We start from the raw sequence: 17,698 nt of genomic DNA on the forward strand, positions 1-17,698 counted from the left end.
TATAGCGCCTTNNAAGGCGCTATATTTTTATAAAGCAAGTTAGGCGGCAGCCCTTATTGTATCGCTTGTGTCAAGTTTAAAAAGTCGCGAAGATAGGTACACTCTTTTGACGCGATGGTAAAGAATGGGGTATCTTTATATTGTGTGCTCAATTCTTTGAAGTACCTATTTTGCATTGAAAAGCGATAAAAAGGATTTTTCAAAGGTGAATCATAATACTGCCAACGCGATTCATTGGTATAAACAAAATCCTTTTGTTCGCATTTGGCCAGCATAAAAGTGCATTTAGCCTTGAATTCTTTATTGGAACTGAGCGCGCGCGCTTTGCTATACCATTCCTTAGCCGATTTAGTCTGTAGGTAGTTTCGTTGCCAATGGAGTGTCGAGGGAGCATGGTTATCTGTCGATGACCAATCGTAGGATACGATGGACCATGCATTGCCGTAGGTACTTGTCTGATAGATACCTGTAGCCATTTGAAAGTAATATTCCGCTTTTTTCTGATTGTCTTTTTCCGTTTTTATCGCATTTTCCAACCGCGCCATCCGTTCAGCATATTTTAGTTTGGTTGTATTTTCCTTTCCGTATTTTTTTGGATAGTCATTTATCGTCACAATAAAGGGGTTGGGTTTGATGTCATCTTCATCCGTGCTATACCAGTTTTTAATTTCCTTTATTTTATGGTCTTTAGGAAGTGCTGCTAATGTTTTTGCTGCTTTTTGGAAATCCAGTTCGCGCAAATAAGTTGTACCCAGTAATTCGGTGAGATAATCCCTATTAAAATGTTTGATATCTTTCAATAAGAATTTAGACAGGGTGTTCTGTTGGGAATTGTCCGACAATAAATTCCTTATTTTTAACAGCGTTTTAGGTGTAAGGCTATTTTCCCAAAAGTGCATTGTTGTCCACTGCATATTATCTTCCAATGAGTCTTTCACAAAGCCATAGTTGTAAAAAGCATCTGCCTTTACAGCAGCTAAACTAGCCATAGCGGTGTCTTGTGTGTTCATATAGTGTTTTACAACAAGATTTTGTAAAATGTTCCGGCAGATTAAACTATAGTTGCTGTATTCAAAAGCACTATAACCCCAGTTTTGTTTGCGGATATCTTCTTTACCATCTAGTTTTGCTTTTTCTTCTAACCACGATAAGGTTTTGGTCAATTGAACTTCATCCAGCTGCTTACTGCTTTGCCAGTCCGTCAATTGTGTGAGCAATCGGGTAATTTGAAGCTGATCAATCAATTTTGGACTGAGGTCAGTCTCTTTTATTCCAGCAAGGTATTCTTTTGCTAAAGTATTTTCCTTATTCATCCAACTTAGGTAGGCAGCAGTAATAAGGCCCAATTGGGGTTGAACATATTTTTTGTCGCGATAAAGTTTTAGCGCAAAATTGCGGAGCGAATCCAGATGTAGCTTAACCTTTCCTTTATCGTCATTTTTACTGTAGTAATTATAATTATCGCTACTGAGGTAAAAAGACTCGTTCATTTCTGTTTCTATCTTATTGACTTCGCGTCCTAATAGTACCGCATTGACGGTGTTAGCAGGATCGAGCTGATAGCAGTCGCTCAGATATTTCAGGGCATAGTCACTTGTTCCAAAGCCAATGATCGCATTGATGTTGAATTTATCGGCATCATTTTTTGCATATTGAAATATCTCGGCATCGCTGGCTGTAATATAATGGAAATTAGCATATGCGAGGATACGCCTTTCCGGACTGGCGGTGAATAATTTGGAAAAGAGATAAGCTGCCCTTGCAGGATCACCATTTTTGCGGACAGCCCCCGCATAGTTGGATAGTGCCCAATTGAGGATAGCTTCGTCTCCCTTAGCAGATTGCAGGTACTTTTCATAAATCGTCATGCTCTTGGCGTATTCCTGCCCAAATAGATATAAACGGGCAGATTGATAAGCATAGCGGATATAGAGAAAGCTATTTTTGGGGTACTTGGGGATCTGCTGTTCGGCGAGTTCAGCTAATTGTGTGATTTCTTTGAAATTTCGGGTATCCGGATCCCAATAGTTATGTTGAATATTCGTGATGGGTTCCTGCTTTTTGGTGAACATAAAATAAGCGCGTTCAGCTTCATGTTTTCCGTCAATCAATGTGCTTAAGAACGTATTTCCTTTAATGGAATCTGGCAGGTTGATCCAAGTCGACTTTTGTTGATTGCTCGCTAAATTAGCGGTTGCAGCGTTGCTGTTGTACATCAATTGCTCGACATCCTTAACCTTGACCTGGGAGCCGAGGTGCTTCACCCAAGTTTCGGAATTGATTAAACTTTCTTTGACTGGTGCTTCCTCCGTATAAAGAAATTGGTAGGGGATGAATTGAAAGGCAGAAAATCCATTGTCCTCCAGATTGGGGAGATAATAGGTCGTTTGATTGTCGTAAGGATCCACTTCAGGACCACAGGCGATATTGGTTGCAATCTCTCCAAAGAAGAAAGCTAATGTAGTGCTAGAAAGCAGCAATAATTTTTTGTAATTCGGCATTGCCATGGTTTGCTAGTGTAGCTTGATCTAAATGATAAAAAATAATCCGGTGTTCTTTTCCTTTCAGCTCTCCCTTCAAAAATTTTGCCGTTTGTAGGAGTTCATCCTGATTGATGGATTCAAAACGTATAACATCTCCCTTTTTAAGGTTTGCTTTTGGGAGATCCTTTGTTAAAATATAGAGGTTCGTATTGGGGTTATGGGTAAATAACCCCGAGTCTTTAATATCCTCTTCGTTGATATGTTTTGAAATACCGATATAATTATTATTTCTGAAAACGACAAACCACTGAAATAGCGGTAATGCAATATCCATTTCCATGGGATAGTTGCGTAATGTTCCGCTTAGATAGGTCTTGAGGTCCTGTTGATTTAAAATGGAGTTCTGATTGCCAAATTGTCTGAGATTTCCCATGTTGTAACACATCAACATCGCTTTTTTCACAGGCGGAATTCCGCTGGTGACCGTATTTTTGACTTGGTGGAGCCGCAGCGTAGAGCTCACGATAACATCTTTTAATGCCGGTAATTGCTGCAAATAGCTGAGCAGATAGAAAAATTTATCACGGGATGTCTTTGTCCAATCGCAGTCCAGTTGGAGTTCGGTAAATTTTTCTTTCCCAGCTTGTTGTATTTTAGCCGTCACAAACGGAACAATCTTATTTGCCACTCCCCTGATCTGCAGGCTATCCATCTCTGCAAAAACACGTTGGTTGACGAATACTACAGGAATCAATTGCTGTTCTTTGGGGACAGGTTGCGTAAACGTAATGGGGCTAATAGGGACGGCTTGTACACCGGATGGATCGAGATCAATATCCATGATGCGGACATAGATAGATTTCGCGTCAATTTCTTTTAAGGAGCGGCTTTCTGCGGTATCTAACAGAAATACGGTCTTCCAAAAATAGAAGCCCGTTTCATGTTTTGTTTTGGTGCAGGAACCTAAAAAAAGTAGAGATAGTGGTACAAGAAATAAAAATAGTTGTGTTTTACGCAGCATATTCACTTTATTTAGTCGTAATTCAAACAAAATGGGCTTAATTTTGTTTGTTATTCAATAAAATAAAGACGAAATTACAAAGAGATTGTGACTTTATGAAGCCTATTTTCAAATGGATTCTTGGTATTGTAGCGTTTATCCTACTGGCGTTGGCTGGTGGTATTTGGTATTTTAGCAGTAAGTGGAAGCCCCTTTTAGATACTAAAATCAAGCAGCTGGTGTCTCAAGCAACGGACAATTTGTATACTATTACATACGACGATATCCACGTCAACCTATTATTAGGCAATATAACAATAGACAATCTGCAGCTCGTCTCAGACAGTTCCGTATATAAAAAGTTGGAGTTGGTCAAAAAAGCGCCAGATAACCGCTTTGAAATTTCCATCAATAGGCTGAAAATAAAAAGCTTTGGTATCCGAAGGGTATTAATGGATAAGGAACTTTTTTTGAATGATATCACCGTCGAAACACCAACGATTCATGTCATCAATGAGGTACACCGTTATAACGATACGGTGAGTAGGGGACCTAAAAAACCATTGTATGAGAAGATAAAGGATAATCTGAAAAAAATTCAGGTTCGGGCTGTCAATTTGAATGATATCGATTTTAAATATACGCAGGTCCAAAAAGGGGTGTATCAAGATTTCGAAGTCAAGAAGGTCAAGGTTCGTATAGATGACGTTTTAATCGATTCGACTTCTGAGCGAGACAAGCAGCGCTTTTATCATACGAAAATGATTGATATTGAGGTGCCTGGTTTTACCTATAAAACTCCAGACGGGTTTTATAAGATAAACTTTGATCAGTTGAAAATCAATAGTAAAAATCGCAATGTCCTCTTGACTAAAGTTGCTTATCAGCCGACGCTGAATAAGGCTGCATATTACCGAAAGAAAGGTGAAGGTGGAAGCTATATGGTGCTGAAAATGGATACCCTGCTTTTGACGGGATTCAATTTTGCCGAGATTTCTCGTGATAAGAAAATATATGCACAAAATGCACGCTTAAAAAATGGTTCTCTTTCGATTTATAGTGATAAACATTATAAAAGCCCACCCACCAGTCAGATTGGAAATGCTCCGCACATGAAATTAATGCAGATGTCGACACGCTTGGGAATTGATTCATTGATTTTAGATAATATAGGAATTACGTATGCTGAAATGAGTGATGAGTATAGTCAAATCGGTACCATTACTTTTGATCACACGTATGGTACGATATTGAATGTGACAAATGATTCGACAAAATTGCTTAAGCAGAAGCTCATGCGTGCAAATTTGAGCAGCAATTTTATGAATGCAGGCAAGCTTTCTACCAACTTCGTTTTTGATATGACCTCTAAGGTTGGGGCCTATACCTACAAGGGCACACTTGGGAAAATGGATCTAACAGTCGTTAATAAAATGATCCGGCCATTGTTAAATGTTGAGGTTAAATCGGGCAATCTCAGTCAGATTACATTTGACATATGGGCCAACGATTACCGTAGTAAAGGAACCTTTAAAATGGATTATGATGATCTCAAAGTTAATATCCTGTCGGAGCCAGGTGATGATGGTCGTCGAGAAAAAAAGGGGCTGCTGTCTTTTATGATTAATCAGGTGTTGTTTAATCCGAGCAATCCGGATTTATACGGGAAATATACGGTAGGGCATATCAATAAGCGCAGGGACCCCAATCATCCATTTTTTAAAGCGATGTGGCAGACTTTGTTGGTTGGAATTAAGCAATGTGTCGGCCTTGGTCCAGAACGGGAAGCTAAACTGATGAACACAGCTGGAAAAGTTGAAAAAGTCGTTGGGGGAATCAGCAAGGCCAAGAAAATGATTTCAAGTATATTTAAGAAGCACAAAACGCCTGAGGAGTTGCTGAAGGAAGAAAAAGAAGATGAGGCCAAAGAGGCGGCAAAGATTGAAGAGAAAAGGAAGCGTGACCGTGAAAAGGCTGAAAAGGAACTCGAGAAAGAAGGGGCGGGAAATTAAAGACCCGTTTCACGTGAAAAGGTTGCCTTGGTTAAGTCGGCGTGCCAAAAAACACAACGGAGATAGATTTGCATTTATTGACAGATTTATCTTAGTTTGAGACATTATGATAGATTCGATTTTAAGTTTTATCCGATTTGTTTTCAAATATAAAAATGGGCTTGTAGACAAAATCATGTTCTATGTGAGCATGATTTGCGCTGCAATCGTTTTATTTAATGTAGGCTATGTTACTGATCCTGCATTAGGGAAATTGCTGGGTAAAACAATTCATTATCTATTCTTTGTGCTCTTTTTCATGATTGCTCTCCGCGAGTCATCCTCCATTTACGCACTCAAAAAAATTGCTGTGGAGCATTACTCGGGCTTGGTTATTCTCATTTACTTTGTATTTATTCTTATTGCCCGTTTTGCAGGGTTTGGAGCACTCGCTGTTTTTTCAAGAGAACAGTGGGTTTATCTCGGAATCTATCTAATTTTTATCGCGGAGCTGTCGAAGAGCACACTTTTCTTTGATAATTTTTATTTTAATCCGACCATATTATTTGTCATCAGTTTCCTCGCTCTTATCCTGCTTGGCACGGTACTCTTGATGTTGCCGCGGACCACGGTAGAAGCTCCGTTAAGTTTTGTGGACGCCTTATTTATGGCAACAAGCGCTGTTTGTATCACGGGCTTGTCGGTTGCCGATATTTCAACAAATTTTAGCATGTTCGGACAAACTGTGGTCATTGTCTTGATACAGGTTGGAGGATTAGGTATTATGACATTTACAGGTTTTTTTGGTTATTTTTTTTCGGGTGGATTTTCATTTAAGAATCAATTGATGTTTGGTGAAATTTTAGGTGAAAATAAAGTAGCCTCCGTCATTAAAACCTTATTGACCATGATCTTTATTACGCTGCTGTTTGAATTGCTTGGAGCGATACTGATCTTTAGTACCTTGGAAAGTGCTAATTTTCCAAATTTGGGGAGCATGGTTTTCTTTTCGATCTTTCATTCCATTTCGTCATTCTGTAACGCTGGATTTTCGATTTTATCTGGAGGAATTACCCATGAAGCCTATAAATTCAATTATCCGTTCCAATTGGCATTGTCCTCGCTTTTCATTCTGGGCGGTTTGGGGTTTGGAATAGTATTGAATTTCTACACCTATATGAAAGAATCCATATTGCTTTATTATCACCGATGGATCACAAAGAAAAACTATAAGCATAAAGCATGGAGCTTTAGCTTTAATTCTAAATTGGTGCTGGTCTGTAATGCGATTATTATTGTAGGTGCCACTTTGTTTTTCTATTTCTTGGAGCGAGGGAATACACTTTCTCTTGAAAAGGGAATCGACGGGGAATGGGCGACTTCCTTCTTTATGGCCAATGCCGCACGTTCGGCAGGTTACAATAGTGTTGATTTGAGTTTTGTTGGGCCACCAACTGTTTTTTTGATTATGCTGCTGATGTGGGTCGGGGCCTCTCCCGGATCTACTGGTGGGGGAGTAAAGGTAACTACCGTTGCTGTTTCACTGTTGAATATTGTTTCGCTGGCTAAAGGAAAAGAATATATAGAGATTTTTAAAAGGCGAATAGCAGGCGAGTCTGTTAACAAGGCTTTTGCGATTATTTTATTATCGTTTTTTGTGGTTGGATTCAGTTTTTTTGTGCTCATTTTTACAGATCCCGATAAGAGTATGAAAGCACTCCTCTTTGAATCACTATCAGCCTATACAACATGTGGATTAAGTTTGGGGATTACACCGTCGCTCAGTACGGGGGGCAAATTAATTATTGCGTTGACAATGCTTGTTGGACGTGTTGGGATGTTGACGCTATTGGTAGCTTTTATTAAAAATACAATCCGGAGAAATATTGTATTTCCGGAAGAAAAAATCTTGTTTTAAGCAGACAAGTGACCGTTTTGGCTAAATTTGATGGCTTTATCAGCGGAATATGAGCATATAAATTGAAAGATAGCTTGGAATTAAAGGTAAATTTATTTTAGTTTGAGATATGAAGTATATTGTTTTAGGATTGGGGCATTTTGGACGTTCTTTAGGGGTACATCTTACTGAACTCGGGCATGAGGTGATTGGTGCCGACCGAAATCTCAGTATCGTTGAACAATTAAAGGACAAGATAACGCACACGGTATGCCTAGATACAACCGACCGAGAAGCGGTATCGTCATTACCGCTTAAAGATGCTCATGCTGTCATTGTTGCAATTGGAGAGGATGAGGGAGCTTCGCTCATGACCGTGGCGCTCTTAAAACAGTTGAAAGTTAAACGCATCATTGGTCGTATTGTTTCAGATTTACAAAAAACTGTGTTGGAGGCCATGGAAATCAATGAATATATCATGCCGGAAGAAGAGGCTGCTGAGCGGTTGGCAATGCGTTTAGACAATATTGATATCGTCGATTCGTTTAAAGTCTCGGATAAATACTCTATTGTGGAGACTAAAGTTCCGGCGCGTTACGTGGGGATGACCTTGCGTGAAGCGAACCTGACGAATTTATACAAGGTGATCGTCTTAACCACCGTGAAAATTACAGAAATGAAAAAGGATGGTGTGACTAAAGAACAAAAAGAAGCTTCAGGAATTGCCGCATCGGAAACGATCATGGAAGAGGGTGATATTTTGGTTGTTTTTGGTGAGCTATCCAATATTAATAAGTTAATTCAAAAAGGAGAATAAAATATGTTATTGACAACAACAGGTACTATTGAGGGACACCAAATTGAACGCTATTTGGGAATAGTCTCTTCCGAAGTAGTTCTGGGGGCAAATGCAATCAAGGATATGATGGCGGGTTTTCGCGATTTTTTTGGCGGAAGATCCAACTCTTATGAACGCGCATTCCAGGAAACCCGTGAAGCAGCGCTGCGTGAACTTGAAGACCGTGCACGCGCCTTGGGCGCTGATGCGGTCGTTGGGGTTCGACTGGACTTCCAGACGGTAGGAACAGGAGGAATGATGATGGTGGGCGCAACGGGAACGGCGGTAAAAATGAGATCTTAATTACAAGGGGGCAAAAAATTTTGCTCCCTTTTTTATGTGTCCCTCGCTAAGGCAACATTTCAGCTATTGAGTGCCCAAAGGCTTGGCCCGGTTTTTCTAGACACCTTCTATTTATGTATTTAAAAGGAAGAGCGATCGATTGCCGAGTCAATACAGCTAACACCTTGCTGTTAACAGGACACTGAGCGATAATTATAATTGTATATAAAAACAAATTTATCTAAGTTTGGCTTTTAAGACTTTTAAACAACCTAAGAAGGTAAATGAAATCATCGAGATTTATCAAACCGCATATAATGTGTTCATAGATACAACGAAAAGCAAGTTATGAATGAACGATTATTTGGTAAGTTGAATAAATTAGATATATTCATCACCTTAAAATGACAAATTTATACGGATGAAAAATTGGTTTAAGGCGAATTCAGCACATTTGATCGTTATTGCGATATTTATTGCGCTCGTATTTTTTTATTTTACCCCTGTTTGGCAAGGAAAAACACTGGCGCAGTCGGATGTGGTACAGGCGCAGGCGGCGCAGAAGGAATTATTTGATTTTAAGGCAAAGGATGGTAAAGCGCCCTTATGGACTAACTCGATGTTTGGCGGAATGCCGACTTATCAAATTTGGCAAGAAAATGAGAATAACATTGGTACCTATTTCTTAAAAGCCGTTAAGTTCGCCTTTCCGAGCCCAATGGATACGGTGCTATTTTATTTGTTGGGGGCTTATTTCCTTTTTAGTGTCTTACGGATCAAACCCTGGCTTGCCGCAGTCGGCGCAATAGCCATTGCATTTACATCCTATAATTTTATTTATATTGAAGCTGGGCATATAACAAGGGCCAATGCAATCGCATTTATTCCGCCTGTTATTGCTGCGGTTATTATGTGTTACCGGGGAAGTAAATTGTGGGGGCCTGTATTATTGGCGTTGTTTCTTTCGCTGGAAATTCGCGTCAATCACTTACAGACAACCTATTATCTGTTGATTGTCCTCATGGTATACGTGATTTTCACGTTCATCGATGCACTTAAACAAAAGCAATTAAAAGGTTTTTTTATAGCTTCAGGAAGGCAGATTATTGCAGTGGTCATCGCTTTGATGGTAAATGCATCTATTTTATTGCCGACTTGGGAATATAGTAAATTAAGTACGCGTGGGCATGCCAATATCACGAAGGTTGATAACAACAATGCTAAAGAGAAAGGGCTTGATAAAGAATATGCCTATGAGTGGAGCCAAGGGATTGGTGAAACCATTACCTTTTTAATTCCGAATGCCTATGGTGGTTCAACTGGAGGACAATTGGACGAGAAATCACATGTCGCTAAGTTCTTAATGGAACGAGGAGGGGCGTCGGAGATTCAAGCTGGCCAGATGGCGCAAGGCATGCCAACCTATTGGGGCGACAAACGTTTTACTTCGGGACCATGGTATTTTGGGGCAGGAGTTTTCTTCCTATTTGTGTTGGGCCTTGTTATTGTCAAGGATCGCTTCAAGTGGTGGATTTTGGCAACAACCATTTTAGCATTGCTTTTGTCATTTGGAAAAAACTTTACCCTTGTATCGGATCTGTTCTTTGACTATTTCCCCATGTACAATAAGTTTAGGGCTGTTGAATCTATTCTTGTTGTGGTTTCTATTACAGTGCCAATGATGGCGATTATGGCATTAAATGAACTGTTAACACGTGCTAAGGAGATACCAAACTTAGATAAAAAAATCTTATATACTTTTATTGGAGTCGGTGGAGTCTGTCTGTTGATTGCCATAATGCCGGATCTCTTTTTGAATTTTGGAAATGCGGGGCATAGCAATTTGGTAGAAATGTTAGAGCGTCAAATCGGTGATAAGGCCTTTGCGACAGAGTTGGCAAACCAGTTGGTTCTGGATCGCAAAGATATCGCGAGTAAAGATGCCTACCGTTCTTTTTTCATTGTTTTGCTGACCTTTGGATTCGTTTGGGTCTTTTTAAAGAAAAAACTGAGCGAGGGTGTATTATTAGGGGCTTTGCTCGTCTTATTCCTGTTTGATTTATGGAGTGTAGATAAGCGCTTCTTGAATGATAAATCTTTTATGGAGAAGGGGGCTACAGCACAGCAAGTATTCCAACAACGTGAAGTGGATCAATTGATCTTAATGGATAAAGATCCAAGCTACCGCGTGCTTGACTTGACTTCGGATCCGTTTTCGGATGCCCGGCCGTCCTACTTCCATAAATCCTTAGGCGGATACCATGCAGCAAAATTAATGCGTTTCCAGGAAATTTTGGAAAATCAATTTAATGGCGCCCTTAACGAAGATGTATTGGATATGTTCAACGTACGTTATTTGATTACGACAGATCCTCAGAATCAGTCACAACGTATTGTAAGAAGAAGTACAGCTGCAGGAAATGCTTGGTTTGTAGATCGGGTAAGTTTTGTAAAAGGAAATGCCGAAGAAATGCAGGCAATCAGTTCGTTTGACCCACATAAGGAGGCCTTTGTGAATCAACAATATCAAAATGAGATTAAGGCTAAAACTTCGAATGCTTCAACGACAGGAGAGATTAAGTTGACCTCCTACCATCCCGATAAAATGCAATATGAATATACATCTGCCAATGATGCCTTTGCGGTATTTTCTGAAGTATTTTACGATAAAGGGTGGAAAGCTTATGTGGATGGAAAGGAAACGCCTATTATTCGTGCGGATTATATCTTAAGAGCACTGCAGTTACCTGCAGGAACGCATAAGGTAGAATTTGTTTTTGATCCAGAGTCGCACAAATTGGGTAATGTATTGACTTTAATCTCGTCTATTGTTCTAGTATTGGGAATAGGGGCGGCGATATATTTCTCCTTTAAAGGGAATAAAAAAGAAACAGTGGCTTAGCTGCTGTTTCTTTTTATTGTGTGAGCTTTAGAATAATTTGAGTTGTGGATCAGTTATTCTAAAGCTTTTTCTATGATGTGGCGTAGACCCATGCGCCAATACAGCTGTTCTGTGTTTAACTGTTGGGTACCCTTTGTTGTTGAGCCAGTCGTAGTGGGGATAATCCACAGCAATGTTGTCCATATATTCATCCCGATAAGTTTTGGCCAGAATTGAAGCAGCTGCGATCGACAGATACTTGCCATCCCCCTTGACGATACATGTATGCGGAATTTGTTGATAGGGAATAAACTTATTTCCGTCAACGATGATATACTCCGCTTTGGTCTTTAAGAGATCAAGCGCCTTGTGCATGGCTAAGTAGCTTGCATTATGGATGTTTATGCGATCTATTTCTTCGGCTGAAACACTGGCAACTGCAAATGCGAGAGCTTCGCGTTCGATAATTGGCCGCAACATCATCCTTTTTTTCTCACTAAGTTGTTTGGAGTCGTTAAGGAGATCGTGGTAATAGTCTGTTGGGAAAATCACTGCTGCAGCGAAAACGGGCCCTGCCAGACAGCCCCTTCCAGCTTCGTCACAACCGGCTTCAATCCACTGTTCCTGATAATATGATAATAGCATATGCGATTCTTAAAATAGCCGAAATTACAAATAAATTTGGAGTTATTTATTGTAACTTCTGTGTGAATATTGGCCATTTACATTAATTAACACTAATAATGTCTTCTTTTGTAAAGATTTAGAGCACTAGACTATTAATATGATGGAATAATTTTCATTAGCAAAATAAGAAGTTGTTCCGGTCTGGGCCATATTGTTTCAATATTAAACTTGGGCAATAGTTTTGGTGTCAAAGATTTAACAATTATAGAAATATAAAAATACATATTATGAGAGGCTTTATGCTTTTGTTGTTTAGTATGCTGATGGGATGGACTGTTTATGGCCAGACGAATAGCGTACAGGGAATCTTGAAAGATGACAAGAATCGAATTGTTGCCGGGGCGACGGTTAAGCTGACGTCAAAGTTGGATTCTATGACTACAGGATCCAATATGGCGGGGATTTTTATCTTTGATAAGATCAAATCCGATACCTTTAAAATTACCGTTTCAAACTTAGGCTTCGAGCGCTTTGAAAAGGAATTTAGTATTCCTAAAGGCGAGTCAAAATATATAATTCCAAGTTTAACTTTACAACAGAATTCACAGATGCTGCAGGAAGTTGTGGTTGATGGTGTCCCTACTGTCGTTGTTAAAAGTGATACCCTGGAATACACCATGAAAGATCTAAAGCTCCGCGATGGCGCCGTTGCGGAAGACGCGTTGAAAAAGTTACAGGGAGTCGAAGTGGATAAAGATGGTAACGTTACAGCACAAGGTGAATCCGTAAAGCGGGTTCGTATTAATGGTAAGGACTTTTTTGGTGGAGATGTAAAGACAGCTACCCAAAATTTACCTGCAAATATTATCCAAAAGATGCAGGTCATCGATGATTATGGTGATATGGCCAATGTCACTGGCAATAAAAACGGTGATTCGGAAAAGGTGTTGAATATTCAGATAGATCCCAAATACAATACTGGGCATATGACTACCCTACGGGCTGGCGTGGGAACAGAAGATCGCTATCAGGCTACCGGTATGTGGATGGGGATGCGTGAAGGTGAACAAATTTCGGTGCTGGGGAATTTGAACAATACCAATGCCCCCTTATTCGATTTTAGTACTGTAGGTGGTGGCGCCCGCCGTGGCCAGGGTGGTGGCGGCCGCCGAGGTGGTGGTATGTTTGGTGGCACGGACGGTTTGACAAAAATTGGTTCCATAGGACTGAATTACCGCAAAGACTTTAATGATAAACTGACTGTTTACGGTAGCTATAGTTTTAGCCATAGCAACAATACAACACTATCCCAACGTTTTCAGGAAAATACACTGCCTAATATCATGCAGACGGACAGTGTGACATCCAATTCGAACACGGTTGGTGATAGCCATCGTTTCGAAGCAAATGTCGAATGGAAGCCTACAACGAAAGATTATATCAAAATATCGCCTCAGTTTGGCTACGACAAGAGCGATGCAACGACAGGTACGAATTCGCTCACGTATCGTAGTAGTGTATTTAATAATTCTCAGGCGCAAGATATTGTTGCCAATTCCACTGCACCGAGATTTGGGATTAGCGGTTTATACAATCATAAATTTAATGATAAAGGAAGGAATGTTTTTGTAAACATGAACTTCAATAATGCAAAAACAACGAAAGATCAGAATGCCATTCTGAATAGGTTGTTGGCCGATCCCAACAATGCAAATGCTCCCTTAGATTCGATCTATGAGAAGACGATTCTGGAAGCTAATAATAAAAGTTGGAATGGAGGAGCCTCGGTGAATTATACTGAACCTGTTTCCGAGAAAGGAAAAGTAGAGTTTACCTATGATTTCAACAAAAATAAGTATGATAATTCGAACAAACAGCAAGGATTTGACCGCGATGGAAACCTTATAGCAGAAGACCCGAAGTTGAATTTTGATTATAATTACGATTATTCCTTCACAACACATAAAATAGGGGCAAACTATTTGTATAGTGGCGATAAAATAACCTATTCCATTGGAGCAGCAGCTCAACCTTCCCAATTAAGAGGAGATGCGATCAGTTCAGGCTTAGTCGTTCCAATTCATCGCAACAATATGAACTGGATGCCTATTGCACGTTTTGAGTATAAATTTTCGAGACAGTCCAATATCTCTGTCAATTATTCGGGAACACCGAATGAGCCTTCAGTAACGCAGATCTTGCCCTTTGATATGAGTACAAATCGGACCAGTATCGTAATCGGTAACGCCAATCTGAATCCGGAATTTAGCCATCAATTGAATGTACGGTTCCGTAAAAATGATTTTCAAAAAGGAAATAACTTCTTTGCGTTCGTTAATGCCGGTTTGACTAACAACAAGATTGTGAGCTTGAGCAAAAGCTATTTTGATGATTTAATGGACTATCAAACTGGACAAACAAATTCTACGTTAGTATCCGAAACTGGCTACTTGAATGAAACAAGCGATAAACCATTTAATGTGAGTTCTTTTTATCATTACGGAAAGTCATTGAAAGAAAAAACATATAATATTATGTTAATGGGCGGGGTGTCCTACAACAAAAATATTGGATATGTTTCTACGGAGAAAGATGATAACATCGGTCAAAAGAACGTTGCCCGGAATATTGTATTAAATCAAGGTTTGATGTTTAGATACAATCCTTCGGAGAATTTGGAAATCAATCCGGGAGTACGCTACCAATTTAATCATACGGAGAATTCATTGACAAATCGTACGACGAATGTTTCTTCTTGGACACCCACATTGATTGGCTCTGTTAACATCACAAAAACTACAATTTTCGGAGCGGATCTATCGAAGCAATTCAATAGTGGTTATGGAGCCGGTATCAATGCAAACCCGTTTGTCATCAATACGTACCTTGAGCAGAAGTTCTTGAGTCAACAACGTGGTACAGTACGTTTACAAGCATTTGACTTATTGAATCAGCAAACGAATGTTTCCCGGACAGTGAGCGAATCTATGATTACAGATAGCCGTACCAACCGTTTGGGACGATATTTTATGATTTTGTTTACCTACAAGTTCCAAAAATTCGCTATGGGGAACCCTGAAGGCGAAAACAGATTCCCAGGCGGAATGAGACCACCGCGTATGTAATTTGAATAATCTTATTGCTATAGGATATAAAAACGGTCATAGTGATTTCGCTATGACCGTTTTGCGTTTAAAAATGCCTAGTTTTGTGATCACTTCATGTGCCCTATGATTTGAAGATTGAGCAAAGTGGCGAAAGAATGTACGATTGTATATTTTTTTGGAGGAGATAGTCAAGGCTAACGGGCACACAAAATAGATAGACTAAAGAAGTTACAGCAAGTTTATACTGCATGGAATACGAAATTATTAGACTTTCAAACGGAATACGCGTAGTATTTCAATATCAGAATTTACCGGTTACACATGTCTGCATGGTCATCAATGCGGGGTCTCGGGATGAGTCTGCTGGAAAATATGGTGTAGCCCATTTTATTGAGCATCTTTTATTCAAACGAACAGAAAGACGCTCTACACAACAGATTATAAATCATTTGGAATCCGTTGGCGGAGATTTGAATGCTTATACAACGAAGGAATATACCTGTGTACATGCCTCTATTCTTCAGCCTTATTTAAGTCGTGCCTTAGATCTTTTTGAAGATATCTTTTTTCATTCCACTTTTCCCGATATAGAATTGGATAAAGAAAAATCTGTCATTGTAGATGAAATGGCGTCTTACCTGGATAGCCCAGAAGAGTCTATTGTAGACGATTTTGAGGATCTGGTTTTTCAGGGGTCGGGTTTAGGACACAATATTTTGGGACTGGAAGATCAGCTTCTCGCACTACAAAAGGGCGATATCGTAGACTTTATGCAGGCAAACTATGATACAAATGAAATGGTTATTGGTATCACAGGTAATTATACGCTAAAAGAAGTTGAGCGATTGTTGCACAAGATCTTTGGTGGTGTTCCAGCAAATACAATTATGCGGATGAGAAACGATGTCAATCCAATTATTGAACAGCATCTTGCAGTTGCAAAACCAATTAATCAGGTTCATTACATGCTTGGATCTTTGGCTTACGGTTATCGTGATGAGCGTAAGACAGGGCTGTTGCTTTTGAACAATATGCTTGGCGGCATGGGAATGGGTTCTATTCTGAATCTTTCTATTCGGGAGAAATATGGAATAGCCTATACCATTGAATCTAATTATACTATTTTTTCGGATACAGGGTTATTTAGTATTTACCTCGGTACCGATGAAGAAAAAGTTGAAAAAGCTAAAAAACTCGTCTTTAAAGAACTAGCGAAGCTAACCGAGCAACCGCTATCCGAAACTGCAGTAAAAAAGGCGAAGCAGAAATTTATTGGTCAGATTGCTTTGACCGAAGAGAACCGTATGAGTATGATTATCTCTGCCGCGAAAAACGTGATGGACTATGATCGTGTCATCTTATTGGACGAAGTAATTGAAAAAATTCAGGACTTGACTAATACAGGGCTGCTGGAAATAGCGCAAGATGTATTTGACCCCAAGAAGATGTTATCGCTAAGTTTTGTTCCCGAAGACTGAATTTAAGGATCGATAGATCCTTCTGAGGAAATGAACAATATGAGTTCGAACGGCCGAAGATGGGAATATAGCTGGCTGAAATGAATTTATATTGCATATAAAAAGCAATTTATCTAAGTTTGCGCTTACGGGAATTCGTTCTCATCAACCATTGACTGCAGAAAGCAGATTCAATACCTATTGTAGCAGACAAATAAACGAATAAAAAATATAAGGGATGAAAACAGCATATGTATTTCCTGGTCAAGGGGCCCAATTTGTTGGAATGGGGCAAGACCTGTATAATTTAAATGATGAAACGAAAGCTTTGTTCGAACAGGCTAACGATATTTTAGGATTTCGCATCACGGATGTCATGTTTTCCGGTACAGACGAGGAGTTGAAACAAACCAACGTAACCCAACCGGCTATTTTCTTGCATTCGGTCATTTTGGCAAAAGCATTGGGAGAGTCTTTTCAACCGGACATGGTTGCAGGTCACTCATTGGGTGAGTTTTCGGCTTTGGTAGCAGCGGGCGCACTGAGCTTTGAAGATGGCTTGAAATTGGTTGCACAACGCGCCAACGCGATGCAAAAAGCATGTGAGCTTCAGCCTTCAACGATGGCTGCGATATTAGGTCTGGAAGATGCTATAGTGGAAGAGATCTGTGCTAAAGTTGATGACGTTGTGGTGGCAGCGAATTATAACTGTCCCGGACAATTGGTGATTTCGGGATCTATTGAAGGTGTGGATAAAGCTTGTGCTTTGCTGACCGAGGCCGGTGCTAAGCGCGCATTAAAGCTAAATGTTGGTGGAGCATTTCACTCACCATTGATGGAATCTGCCAAAGTCGAATTGCAGGCGGCTATCGAAGCTGTAGACATTTTGTCGCCTAGCTGTCCGATTTATCAAAATATAGATGCCAAACCACAGACAGATCCAGCGGTTATCAAGGAAAATCTTATTGCGCAATTAACTGGCGCTGTACGGTGGACGCAGACAGTACAAAATATGTTGGCCGATGGTGCAACAGCTTTTGTAGAAGTCGGTCCAGGAAATGTATTGCAGGGATTGGTTAAGAAGGTTGACCGTCAGGTGCAGACTTCTGCGGCTTCAGTGACCGCGTAACAAAAT

General features: G+C 39.9%; 11 protein-coding genes. 8 read left to right on the forward strand and 3 right to left on the reverse strand.

Annotated features, from left to right (window positions below; all coding sequences use genetic code 11):
* Positions 1-53: 53 nt before the first annotated feature.
* Both B2O97_RS11995 and B2O97_RS12000 read right to left on the reverse strand, forming a co-directional pair.
* Positions 54-2,507: a hypothetical protein gene (locus B2O97_RS11995; RefSeq protein ID WP_286727450.1), complete on the reverse strand. Its 2,454-nt coding sequence runs from the start codon at positions 2,505-2,507 to the stop codon at positions 54-56.
* Positions 2,467-3,504, reverse strand: a complete 1,038-nt coding sequence (locus B2O97_RS12000) for a hypothetical protein (protein ID WP_286767448.1) — start codon at positions 3,502-3,504, stop codon at positions 2,467-2,469. Before B2O97_RS12000 ends, B2O97_RS11995 begins: the two co-directional genes overlap by 41 nt.
* A gap of 95 nt (positions 3,505-3,599) precedes the next feature.
* Between B2O97_RS12000 and B2O97_RS12005 the strand changes: the two genes are divergently transcribed.
* From B2O97_RS12005 to B2O97_RS12025, 5 genes are all read left to right on the forward strand, one after another.
* On the forward strand, positions 3,600-5,495 hold the full coding sequence (locus B2O97_RS12005; protein ID WP_286767449.1) for a hypothetical protein: 1,896 nt from the start codon (positions 3,600-3,602) through the stop codon (positions 5,493-5,495).
* 106 nt (positions 5,496-5,601) lie between these two features.
* Positions 5,602-7,392, forward strand: coding sequence for a TrkH family potassium uptake protein (locus B2O97_RS12010; protein ID WP_254667626.1), 1,791 nt, complete (start codon positions 5,602-5,604; stop codon positions 7,390-7,392).
* Positions 7,393-7,501: 109 nt separating this feature from the next.
* Positions 7,502-8,188: a potassium channel family protein gene (locus tag B2O97_RS12015; protein ID WP_046673051.1), complete on the forward strand. Its 687-nt coding sequence runs from the start codon at positions 7,502-7,504 to the stop codon at positions 8,186-8,188.
* A gap of 3 nt (positions 8,189-8,191) precedes the next feature.
* Positions 8,192-8,512 (forward strand): YbjQ family protein, encoded by a 321-nt coding sequence (locus tag B2O97_RS12020; RefSeq protein ID WP_046673052.1) that lies wholly within the window; start codon positions 8,192-8,194, stop codon positions 8,510-8,512.
* Positions 8,513-8,912: 400 nt separating this feature from the next.
* Complete coding sequence (locus B2O97_RS12025) at positions 8,913-11,393, forward strand: YfhO family protein (RefSeq protein ID WP_070560936.1); 2,481 nt, start codon at positions 8,913-8,915, stop codon at positions 11,391-11,393.
* 27 nt (positions 11,394-11,420) lie between these two features.
* Here B2O97_RS12025 and B2O97_RS12030 read toward each other — a convergent pair whose 3' ends face one another.
* Positions 11,421-12,017 (reverse strand): ribonuclease HII, encoded by a 597-nt coding sequence (locus B2O97_RS12030; protein WP_070560938.1) that lies wholly within the window; start codon positions 12,015-12,017, stop codon positions 11,421-11,423.
* A 269-nt stretch (positions 12,018-12,286) separates the two neighbouring features.
* Here B2O97_RS12030 and B2O97_RS12035 point away from each other — a divergent pair, with 269 nt between their 5' ends.
* From B2O97_RS12035 to fabD, 3 genes are all read left to right on the forward strand, one after another.
* Positions 12,287-15,124 carry an outer membrane beta-barrel protein gene (locus B2O97_RS12035; RefSeq protein WP_286767450.1) on the forward strand — a complete coding sequence of 946 codons (2,838 nt, stop codon included), beginning with the start codon at positions 12,287-12,289 and terminating at the stop codon, positions 15,122-15,124.
* Positions 15,125-15,354: 230 nt separating this feature from the next.
* Positions 15,355-16,584 (forward strand): M16 family metallopeptidase, encoded by a 1,230-nt coding sequence (locus B2O97_RS12040; RefSeq protein ID WP_070560942.1) that lies wholly within the window; start codon positions 15,355-15,357, stop codon positions 16,582-16,584.
* Positions 16,585-16,801: 217 nt separating this feature from the next.
* Complete coding sequence (gene fabD, locus B2O97_RS12045; RefSeq protein ID WP_070560944.1) at positions 16,802-17,692, forward strand: ACP S-malonyltransferase; 891 nt, start codon at positions 16,802-16,804, stop codon at positions 17,690-17,692.
* Positions 17,693-17,698 lie beyond the last annotated feature (6 nt).

Source organism: Sphingobacterium sp. UBA865 (assembly GCF_002295765.1).
In the GTDB taxonomy this organism is placed as follows: domain Bacteria; phylum Bacteroidota; class Bacteroidia; order Sphingobacteriales; family Sphingobacteriaceae; genus Sphingobacterium; species Sphingobacterium multivorum.